This window comes from uncultured Rothia sp. (genome assembly GCF_916049665.1).
In the GTDB taxonomy this organism is placed as follows: Bacteria; Actinomycetota; Actinomycetes; order Actinomycetales; family Micrococcaceae; genus Rothia.
In genome coordinates, this window is sequence record NZ_CAJZIE010000069.1 from 1 (window position 1) to 10,875 (window position 10,875).

Below are 10,875 nucleotides of genomic sequence, written 5' to 3' on the forward strand. Positions count from 1 at the left end.
ATTTTTCATAACCATGCACCATTCTGCGCTAGCTTATATTGCACCAATATGCATAATTTTAATGCATATGTATTCACACACTTTTTTCACGGCATTGCAGGAAAAATTGAACACCCCGCACCAGCTCTAGGAAGAGCGGTACGGGGTGTACATCACGTTGAGGTTATCTACTCACTAAGAGTGCAGACTATGCGTTAGCCTTTGCCTTCAGTGCAACCTTCAGGAGTGAATCTGCGCTGGTGACAGATGTGCCCGAAGCCTGGACATCCTCAACCGAGGCAGCTGCCTTCTTGGCATTGGTAATCACCATGGGGGTTGCCAGCGGGTAGCCTGCCGCCTTGATGGCGGGAATATCGAACTCGGCGATGACGTCGCCGCGCTTAACGGTGTCGCCCTTAGCAACCTTGGGCTCGAAGTGCTTGCCGTCGAGCTCAACGGTGTCCATGCCGATGTGCATCAGCAGATCCAGGCCATCCTCGGTGCGCAGACCGTATGCGTGGCCGGTGGGGAATGCAACGGTAATCTTGCCGTCAGCCGGCGCGTAGAGCTTACCTTCGGTGGGCTCCACTGCGGTGCCTGCACCCAGTGCGCCGGAGGAGAAGGTGGGATCCTTGACGTCAGCCAGCAGAACCACGGAACCGACCATATGGGAGCCGATTTCGACGCTCTCGCCAGCCTCAGTTGCTACAGCGGCAGCGGGAGCTGCAGCAGCTGCTGCGGGAGTAGCGGGAACAGGAGCGGCGGGTGCCTCAGCCTCCTCAGTGTTGCCAGCCTCAACCTTCTTACCCCAGATGAAGGAGGCAACGAAAGCGATGACGGTGGTCAGGATGAGGCAGCCGAAGAAGCCAGGAATACCAGCGCCAACAGTCGGTTCAATCGAGGGGAAGCCAAGGTAACCAGCGGCGCCAAGCTTACCCGCCTTAATTCCAAGAATAGAAGTAAACATCGAACCAATACCCGCGGAGACGATTGCAATGTAGAAGGGCCAGCGCAGAGCCAGGTTCACACCAAACATTGCGGGCTCGGTAATGCCGAGGAATGCGGAGGGTGCAGATGCCGAAGCAATACCCTTGATCTTCTTGTTCTTGGTGGTCAGTGCGACACCGGCTGCGGCAGCACCCTGCGCCACGTTAGACATGGAGGCAACGACGAAGATGAAGGAACCGCCGGTTGCCCACAGGCTCATCTCGATGGGCGGGAATGCCTGGTGCATACCGGTCATCACGATGAATGCGTAGAAGGTACCGAAGATCAGACCGCCGAGCGGGCCAGCAACGGTGTAGAGCCAGTTAATACCTTCACCCAGCCAGGTACCCAGCTGGAACATCGGCGGGCCGACCAAGATGAAGGTCAGGAAGCCGGTGATAAGGATGGTGAGGGTCGGGGTGAAGATGAAGTCGATGGTGCCCTTGAGGACCTTGTGGAAGAACTTCTCAATGTGGGACAGGATGAAGGCAACCAGCATGATGGGCAGCACGGTACCCTGGTAGCCCGCCTGCTGGACCTGCAGGCCGAAGAGGTTCCAGTACTTCATCGGTTCGCTACCCTCGGCACCTGCCAGAGAGGCAGCGACATTGTAGCCGTTCATCAGTGCCGGGGAGACCATTGCGGCACCCATGGTCATGCCCAGGTAAGGATTACCGCCGAAGACCTTGGTTGCGGAGAAGCCAACCAGCACGGGCAGGAAAGCGAAGGGAGCTGCGGAGAGCAGGTTGACGATGTCCGCGAAGTCAGCCCATTCCGGGTAAAGTTCAATAACTGCCTGGGGACCAAAGATACCCTTGGAAGTCAGGAGGCTATTGAGCGCCATCAGCATACCGCCACCGACCAGCACCGGGATGAGCGGCACGAAGATGTCAGCAATGGTCTTGATGAAGCGGGAGACAATGTTGCCCTGCTTGGAGGCAATTTCCTTGAGCTCGTCCTTAGACGCCTCGGGCGCGCCAGCAGCGATGAGGTGCTTATGCACCTCGTTGACGTCGCCGGGGCCGACGATGATCTGGAACTGGCCAGCGTTGAGGAAGCTGCCCTTGAGGTCTTCGTCGTTGTCAATTGCTGTCTGGTCGACCTTGTCCTGGTTCTTCAGGACGAGGCGAAGGCGGGTTGCGCAGTGTGCGGCTGCAACGATGTTGCCGGCGCCACCGACGTCATTCAGCACGCGCTGTGCCACTGACTTGTGGTCCACGCTCGCTCTCCTTTGTTTGGAGCACCACCGTATGATGCTTTGTGAATGAGGTGAGATATGTCTGTGTGTGCATGTCATGCATATGTCATACGTTTGACATATCGGATGTAAAACATGGTATCACGGGAAAGTTCTTAAAAGCGAGGGCCCACCCTCCATACGGAAAGTGAGCCCTCAGACATATTCAGAAATTACCGTAAAACCACCCGTGCAGGCGGCTCCTAACGCTTAGAAAACGGCTTAGAGACGGCCGTACTCCAGGGACAGCACCTCGCCACCGGTCAGGCGGACGCGGCGCTTATCGCCCTTGAAGAAGGTGCGAGCGGTCATGACCTCAGCGCCCATGGAGGCAACCAGCTTGCCACCCACGTACAGTTCGGTAGCCGAACCGTCCACAAGCAGGTCAAACTCGCGAATCTTCGAACGCTTCAGGGTTCGACGGCGCAGGCTGCCACCCTCGGTGTAGCGGGTACCGCCACGGTCCATCTGCACAAAGTCCTTATCCAGAACGATGCTCAGTGCCACGCCGTGAGTGTCCTTGATCTTCAGCTTCACGCACTCGTCAGAGACGTTCACACGGCCGCGCAGGCGGAAGGTCAGGGCGTTCTTCAGCTCCACGAGCTTGCCCTTCTCCTCCTCACGGTACAGCGGGGTCATGGGCATCGCGTCGTTCAGCTGAGGAACCGGGCGCTGGAACAGCTTACCGTTACGCAGGTGCAACTCACGCGGGTAGGTGAACATGTGCACCCAGCGGTGGCTCCACGAGGGCAGGTCGTCCTGGTCTGCGTTGCCCAGCCACGCAATCATCACCGGGGCATCGCCGCTCACGGTGTGCGGTGCCTTCGGGTCAGCGGTCAGGCCGGTACCGGAGATGGTCTGCGGGGCGTAGAACTCGAAACCTGCATCCAGCTCAGTGAAGGGGGTCTCCACGGTGAACTTGAGGGTCTCATTATCCAGCGAACCGACAATGTAGCCGCTCTGGAAAATGTTGTTGTACTTCTCGCCGAGGGGCTGCATGCCCTGCGGGCTGAAAATCAGCACGTCGCGGATTTCGCCGGTCAGCTCATCGCGCATGCGCAGCAACGAGGGGCATTCATACATGTAGGTGCCCTTGAGGCTCTTATCCTTGATGTCCAGCTCGCCGCGGAAGGCCCACTCGCGGCGGTCAGCGGAGGTGTACACGACCACGGCGCCGGTCTTGTCTTCACGCTGAGCACCAATAACCATCCACCACTCGCCGTTACGCTCAAAGACGTGCGGGTCGCGGTAGTGCGCGGTGTAGCCCTTCTCAGGACCGGAAATCAGCGGGGGCAACTGGCGGGTCGGCTTCGCATCCTCACCCGCGGTAGCAAGAATCTGGTAGGTTTCGCGGTTGCCTTCTTCGTCCTTCACATTACCGGTGTAGAAGAACTCAAAACCGCCAGGAACCTTAATGCCGGAGCCGGAATAGCAGCCGTGCGAATCGTAGCGGCTATCGGGAACCAGCGCGGTACCCTCATCGGTCCAGTGGGTCAGGTCCTCACTGACCGCGTGGCGCCAGTAAACCATACGCTCCGGGTGCAAGGGCGAGTACTGGTAGAAGGCGTGGTAGCGCTTGCCGTCGAAGACCAGGCCATTCGGGTCGTTCAGGCGACCTACGGGAGGTGCCAGGTGCAGAGCCGGGTAGTCGCGGTCTTCACGAACACCGGCACCGAAAGCGTCCAGGATCTGCTGTGCTTCAGCCACCAAGTCGCGGGCGGGTCGCTCGGTTGCGCTCTTCTTCTTTTTCTTCTGCTCGCTCATGTCTATCCGCTTTCGTGCAAAGGAATGTCTGGGTTGTCTCATCCCATCATACGGCACCTCTCCCCCATTGCTGGGCTCCAGGAGAGAGGAACCACAGTGCTCTCAGACTCTCTTATCCGAGGCACAGGGCGGCTACAGCGGCTTATACCGCCACCTGCCGATTATGTGGCGCATACCCCGTTTGCTACAGGAGAAAAGAGCGGATGCGGCAAAGCCCCGAACCTCCCCAGTCTTCATACCGGGCGGGTTCGGGGCCGTTAAATGCCGCGAGGCGGCACATCCGATGGATGCACCGCCCGCGTAAGAATCGAGAAGAAGTCGATTACTTGAGGGTGATGGTTGCGCCAGCAGCCTCGAGCTGCTCCTTAGCCTTCTCAGCGTCTTCCTTGGAAACGCCCTCGAGCAGAGCCTTGGGAGCGCTGTCAACCAGGTCCTTTGCTTCCTTCAGGCCGAGGGAGGTCAGGGCACGAACTTCCTTGATCACTGCGATCTTCTTGTCGCCAGCGGACTCCAGGACAACGTCGAACTCGGACTTCTCTTCAGCAGCCTCGCCTGCTGCGCCGCCTGCTACAACTGCAACGGGAGCTGCTGCGGTGACGTCGAACTCTTCCTCGAATGCCTTAACGAACTCGGAAACCTCAACCAGGGACAGTTCCTTGAATGCTGCAATGAGTTCTTCGATGGACAGCTTAGCCATTGTTTGGCTCCTTCACTATCTGGTGCGGGCTGACGCCCGCGGTGTAAATCTTCAGTACCTACCCGAAAGGGTCGGTCAAATTTAGGGTGCGTTTACGCTGTTCACGTTCACGCTACTGAGTATCTCAGCGCTGGTGCAGTAGCACGAAAGGGGCTTATGCCTCTTCCGAAGCCTCCTCGGCAGCAGCGGGAGCTGCGCCTTCCTGCTCCTCCAGCTTGACGCGCAGTGCGTCCACAACCTGTGCGATGCGTGCGATGGTAGCCTTTGCACCACCTGCAACCTTGGACAGCAGAACCTCGCGGGATTCCAGGTCAGCGTAGCGCTTGACGTCGTCCTCGGAAAGAGCGGCACCTTCGTAGTAACCGTTCTTCACAATCAGCTGGGGGTTAGCCTTGGCAAAGTCACGCAGGCCCTTAGCAGCATCAATCAGGTCACCCTTGATGAATGCCAGTGCGGAGGGACCCTGGAGGTGGCCTTCGAATGCGTCGATGCCAGCTTCCTTAGCTGCGATAGCAGCCAGCGTGTTCTTCACCACGGCGTATTCGGTCTCTGCACCGAGTGCGCGGCGCAGCTCCTTGAGCTGTGCAACAGTGAGACCGCGGTATTCGGTCAGGATGACTGCGTTCGAAGCTTCGAAGAGTTCCTTCAGCTCGGATACTGCAGCGATCTTTTCCTGAGTCGCCATGGTAGTTCCTTCTTCCGATTCTTGTAAGGTCGCCGGTAGAGCCTCGAAGCATTTATTGCAAGCAATAAAAAATGCCCCGACGCGTAGGCGTACGAGGCACGATAGACGGCACCCTACATGAGGGCAACGGCTATTCACTTCGAGTTACCTACGCGGGCGGCGATTTCTAGTGAAATCTGCTCTTATCAGAACTCTGTTCTTCGTCTCCATCGAGGTGGCGATAAAGGACATAGTTATAGACCGGCGGTCTTTGGTTCATTCATCATCTCAGGTTAAAGCCCGAGTCGCAAGTTAAAAACGTGATTAAGCGGGATTAATCACTTAAAGACCCCTTTTAAGCCAAATAACCATTCTTTCTCCAACCTAAAAGGTCCGGTTGAAAAGCCCAGAAACCGTGTTCTAGAGGTAAAAACGCTTTCCGCCTGAGAACAAGAAGCAACGCTCCGCCGCCACACCCAGGTGCACCCGCTCCCCAACACTTAGGGAGGAGCCGCCCTGCGCATCCGAGATAAAGAACTCAAGCTCCTGACCAGCACGCACTCGGGCACACATTCGGGTACTCAGCTCAGAATCCGCCGAAGCCCGCCGAGATTCCAGAGGCAGAGACACCGCATCCAACAGACGCGCGCGGTACAGCATGCCACCCACCAGATGGCGGCTACCGAGCACCTGCACCGGCAGAGCATGAGCAGCGTCTGCTGCCACAGGGCACAAAGCGGTCGCACGAATCGCCAGCTCACACCCGGCAGGAAGCGACTCAGAATCCTCAAGATTCAAAAGGTTCAGCGCGGGCGCCGCCAAAAGCTTAGCCACCTGCAGAGTATGCGGATGCGCCAGCAACCGCTCCGGAGTATCCACCTGCACCAGGTAGCCGGCATCCATCACCGCCACCCGCTGACCCAGCATGAGCGCCTCATTCTGATCATGGGTCACGTACAGGCCCGTAAAACCGTAGCGCTCGTGCAGACGCACAATGTCCGCACGGATACTCGCGCTCATCTCTTCATCCACACTCGCCAGCGGCTCATCAAAAAGAACCACCGGGGCACGACGAATCAAAGCACGCGCAATACCCACACGCTGAGCCTGACCACCCGACAGCTGCGAAGGCTTACGGGACTCCAAACCCTCAAGCTTCAACGCCTCCAGCAGCTCGCGGTAGTAGTCCATATCAACCCCACCCGAGAACGCGCCCAGCCGGATTGGGAAGAGAATATTGTCCTTCACACTCAGGTGCGGGTACAGAATAGGGCGCTGAAACACCACACCCACCGAGCCGCGTTCCAGAGGCTGACCGGCGTAGGTCACCCGACCGGCGCTCGGTTCCTCCAGGCCGGCAATAATACGCAGCAGAGTGGACTTACCGGTACCCGAAGAACCAACCAGAGAAATCAACTCGCCGGGGTGCACATCCAGGTCAATCTCATTCAGAACCGTCGTATCGGTGCCAAAGGTCTTAGCGACACCTCGAATACGCAGGCCTTCAAAAGGCTCCACCGCGGCAGAAGAGTAGGATGCAGAAGTCATTCCCCCATTATCGCCGAAACTTGTACCCGGCACGGGCGCAGAAGATAAGCACCGTCATAAAACAGCACGCGAGCCTCGCACCAGAGTCTCATATGAGCACCCTAGCTCGGTCGTACCAGCAAACGCCCCTTCAACGCCAGATGCAGCGTACCCACCCACAGGAAGATGAGGAAAGCCGTACCCGCCACCGTTAGCGCAGGACCCACCAACCCCAGCGAGCCAGCAGCCGTCAAGCGAATACCGCTCGCCGCCATGGAAGCCATACCGAACGAGAAACCCCACATGCTCATCGAGAAACCACCCTCAAGAGTCCAGGGGAGCAAACGCATCAAGAAGAACAGCTGCAGAATGCCATAACCGGTCAGTATCAGGAAGAACCAGTCCACCGTGCCGCCGTTAGCCGCCAGGTACGCGTTACCACCCACAAAAGGCGGCGCCATCTGAACACCGATGACACCGCGCTCCCCCTGAGGTAGCGGAGTCAAGGTGCGCAGGCGGCTCAGAATCGCGGCCTCGACACTGAACCACGAAATCAGGCCCGCACCGAAGAAGAGCATCGCCATATCGTGCCACCCTACAAAACCCATCGCCGTAGCGGTCGCAAAATTCGTCGCCACAGTCGGCAGATACAGCACCGGCGAGGCAGCCTCAGGCACATACCCACCACGCCACGTACCGGCAATGCGGTGAGAGGCAAAGTACAGCTGCCCCACAGCTCCCAGCACCACCAGAGTCAGCGCCGGAACCTCCGCATACGGGTAGAGAGCCGCACCCACCTGCGCCGTCGTCGCCGGAATCAGCGAAAAGAAGCAGGTACGCGCCGGATGCTCCCAAAAACTACGCACCCACGCACGGTACTTCACCACCGAATGAATCAAAAACCCCACAAGGAGCAGCCACACCACAGCGTTAAAAGCCAGGATGCTCTCCCCCACCCAACCAGGTGCCATTCCCTTCGACGCACCGGTACGCCAGGCAGCACCCAAAGCACCGGTGCCCAGCGCTACCGCAAAATAATTGACCGGCACGCTGAGACCGCGACGGGCGCTCTGCTCGCTCTGAAGGGAAGAAGGCATTAGGTTTTACCTCTCATAGTTGTAGGGCAGGATGGGGCACGCAGCCCCAATATGTGTTTCGACGGTACCGGAGCATGGGCAACGCCATAGGAACCAGGGACCAGAAAATCATTCTATGTTTTTAAGCCTATACAAGCTGGAAGTCCGTGACGTACTTTAACCGATTCCGGTCACGCAATGTCTTGAATCTTCACGCTGTGTTTTGAATCTTCGCACAGACAAAATCATGCACAAAAAATCGCCCCCGACGCCTAAACGTCGGGGGCGACTACTAGCTAAATGCTAGAAGCTACAGGTGCATACCTTAGGCAGCAACGGCAGCCGGATCAACGGGGATGCCGGGGCCGAAGGTGGTAGCAACGGTTGCCTTGGAGATGTAACGACCCTTAGCCGAAGAGGGCTTCAGACGGTTAACCTCTTCCAGAGCTGCCTGGAAGTTCTCCTCGAGCTGCTCAGCGGTGAAGGAAGCCTTACCGATGATGAAGTGCAGGTTGGAGTTACGGTCAACGCGGAAGTCGATCTTACCGCCCTTGATGTCTGCAACAGCCTTTGCAACATCCATGGTCACGGTACCGGTCTTGGGGTTCGGCATCAGGTTACGGGGACCCAGGATCTTACCCAGGCGGCCGACCTTGCCCATCATGTCGGGGGTTGCAACCGCTGCGTCGAAGTCGGTCCAGCCGCCAGCGATCTTTGCGATCAGCTCGTCGGAACCAACGTAGTCAGCGCCAGCTGCCTCAGCCTCAGCAGCCTTGGGGCCTGCTGCGATAACGACCACGCGAGCGGTCTTACCGGTGCCGTGGGGCAGGTTCACGGTACCGCGAACCATCTGGTCTGCCTTACGGGGGTCAACGGACAGACGCATTGCAACCTCAACGGTTGCGTCGGTCTTGGTGGAAGAGGTTTCCTTCGCCAGGGCAACTGCCTCAGCGGGGGTGTAGAGCTTACCCTCTTCAATCTTGGCTACAGCTGCCTTGTACGCCTTGCTGCGCTTTGCCATCTGCTTTTCTCCTTATGCAGTTGTGGTCTCGTGAGCCGCGCTCGGCTCTGCCACATCCCGTCCATACGACGGGCATTTACAAGTTCTGTGTAGAAAAATCTACGGTGCCGATTACTCGGCTATTCGGCGAACCGAAATTACTCGACGGTGATACCCATGGAACGAGCGGTACCTGCGATGATCTTGGAAGCAGCATCCAGGTCGTTTGCGTTCAGGTCGGGCATCTTGGTCTCAGCGATCTCGCGCACCTGAGCCTCGGTCAGCGAACCAACCTTGGTGGTGTGAGGAACAGCGGAGCCCTTAGCAACGCCAGCAGCCTTCTTGATCAGCTGGGAAGCCGGAGGAGTCTTGGTGATGAAGGTGAAGGAGCGATCCTCGTAGACGGTAATCTCAACGGGGATGATGTTACCGCGCTGCGACTCGGTTGCAGCGTTGTATGCCTTGCAGAACTCCATGATGTTCACACCGTGCGAGCCCAGTGCGGGGCCGACGGGGGGAGCCGGGTTAGCGGCGCCTGCCTGGATCTGCAGCTTGATGAGGCCAGTGACCTTCTTCTTGGGAGCCAATGTAGGGTCCTTTTCTTAGCTGGGAACCGACGCACAGGAGCGTACGCCGGCAAGACGGTGACCGTGGCGCGGTCACCCGTGCATCCGCATGAAAGCGTGACATGCGCATACACAAACCAACATTCTAGCGTTAATCAGCGACTTAATCCAGCGCCAGCTAGCAGAAAGAGTAAACCTCACCCACACAGCCACCGCCGGCTACACAGTCACTACAAAATATGAGCCCCGCACCGAAGTGCGAGGCTCATATTCACACGCTAAAAACGTTAAATCTTTTCGATCTCGGTGAAGCTCAAGGTCACCGGGGTATCGCGGCCGAAGACGGAAATCATCACGACAATCTGCTGGGACTCGCCCTTAATCTCCGAAACGGTAGCGTCCATGCCCTCGAAAGCACCGGACTTCACGCGGACGTTCTCGCCCACAGTGTAGTCGGACTCGATAACGGGCTTGGAAACGGGCAGGCCCTGGCTCTGCTGCTGCTCTTCGAAGACCGGCAGGAGCATGTCAAAGACCTCGTCCATGCGCAGCGGGACCGGGTTGTACGCATCCTGACCCACGAAGCCAGTCACACCGGGGGTGTGGCGGACAACGCCCCACGAGTGGTCGGTCAGTTCCATACGAACCAGAACGTAACCGGGAACACGCACGCGGCGGATGGTCTTCTTCACGGTGTTCTTGAACTCAACCACGGTCTCCATGGGGACCTGAACCTCGAAGATCTCATCTTCAGCTTCCAGGTTCTGGATACGGGTCTCGATACCGGTCTTCACCTTGTTCTCGTAACCGGAGTAGGTGTGAACCACGTACCAGTCGCCCATCTGACGGCGCAGCTTGGACTTGAATTCTTCCAGAGCGTCGACTTCCTCAGCAGCCTCAGCAGCTGCTTCAGCCACCTCGACAGCCTCGGTAGCTTCCTCAGCCTGCTGCTCAATAGCCGCAGACTCCTCAGTAGCCTCAGCAGCGGCTACCTCGACCTCTTCAATCTCGGATACCAGTTCCTGCTCGGACACGTCGCTCCTACTTTCTATCGTTAATCATCTAGAGGGGACTTCCACTCACCAATGCGCTGAGGGAAATCACTGATGGGGCACCCAGAATAAGGATGCAGCCAGTACTAGTTACGCTGAATGGTTCCGTTACCGAAAATCCAGAATGCTCCCTGGCCGAAAAGATAATCCAGACCAGAAATAAGAAGGAGCATCACCACGACGAAGAACAGAACTCCGAAGAAGTAACCAACCAGTTCACGTCCGGTGGGAGTAGTAACCTTCTTCAACTCCGCAATAACTTCACGGAGGAATGCAAAAATACGGCCGAAGAAACCGAGCTTCTTATCGCTCTTCGACGATGCGCC

At 57.7% G+C, this 10,875-nt stretch carries 10 protein-coding genes; all 10 read right to left on the reverse strand.

The annotated features are described in order from the left end of the window. Window positions 1–187 precede the first annotated feature (187 nt). A complete protein-coding gene (locus tag QZ540_RS07115) occupies window positions 188–2,185 on the reverse strand; it encodes a PTS beta-glucoside transporter subunit IIBCA (RefSeq protein WP_049341101.1) in 1,998 nt (665 codons plus the stop codon). Window positions 2,186–2,425: 240 nt separating this feature from the next. Beyond that, window positions 2,426–3,967: a glycoside hydrolase family 32 protein gene (locus tag QZ540_RS07120; protein WP_294628764.1), complete on the reverse strand. Its 1,542-nt coding sequence runs from the start codon at window positions 3,965–3,967 to the stop codon at window positions 2,426–2,428. A gap of 322 nt (window positions 3,968–4,289) precedes the next feature. After that, complete coding sequence (rplL, locus tag QZ540_RS07125; protein WP_005508362.1) at window positions 4,290–4,664, reverse strand: 50S ribosomal protein L7/L12; 375 nt, start codon at window positions 4,662–4,664, stop codon at window positions 4,290–4,292. Window positions 4,665–4,818: 154 nt separating this feature from the next. Next, window positions 4,819–5,349, reverse strand: a complete 531-nt coding sequence (gene rplJ / locus QZ540_RS07130; protein ID WP_044150180.1) for a 50S ribosomal protein L10 — start codon at window positions 5,347–5,349, stop codon at window positions 4,819–4,821. Between the two features lie 399 nt (window positions 5,350–5,748). Further along, window positions 5,749–6,876, reverse strand: a complete 1,128-nt coding sequence (locus tag QZ540_RS07135) for an ABC transporter ATP-binding protein (protein WP_294628766.1) — start codon at window positions 6,874–6,876, stop codon at window positions 5,749–5,751. A 101-nt stretch (window positions 6,877–6,977) separates the two neighbouring features. After that, window positions 6,978–7,952 carry a TDT family transporter gene (locus tag QZ540_RS07140; RefSeq protein WP_294628768.1) on the reverse strand — a complete coding sequence of 325 codons (975 nt, stop codon included), beginning with the start codon at window positions 7,950–7,952 and terminating at the stop codon, window positions 6,978–6,980. Between the two features lie 304 nt (window positions 7,953–8,256). Further along, a complete protein-coding gene (gene rplA, locus QZ540_RS07145) occupies window positions 8,257–8,952 on the reverse strand; it encodes a 50S ribosomal protein L1 (protein WP_005504876.1) in 696 nt (231 codons plus the stop codon). A gap of 137 nt (window positions 8,953–9,089) precedes the next feature. Next, a complete protein-coding gene (rplK, locus tag QZ540_RS07150; RefSeq protein ID WP_005504870.1) occupies window positions 9,090–9,518 on the reverse strand; it encodes a 50S ribosomal protein L11 in 429 nt (142 codons plus the stop codon). Between the two features lie 266 nt (window positions 9,519–9,784). Continuing rightward, window positions 9,785–10,531, reverse strand: a complete 747-nt coding sequence (nusG, locus tag QZ540_RS07155) for a transcription termination/antitermination protein NusG (RefSeq protein WP_049338063.1) — start codon at window positions 10,529–10,531, stop codon at window positions 9,785–9,787. Window positions 10,532–10,635: 104 nt separating this feature from the next. Then, window positions 10,636–10,875: preprotein translocase subunit SecE (gene secE / locus QZ540_RS07160; protein WP_294628770.1), on the reverse strand; the 240-nt coding region annotated here is incomplete at its 5' end.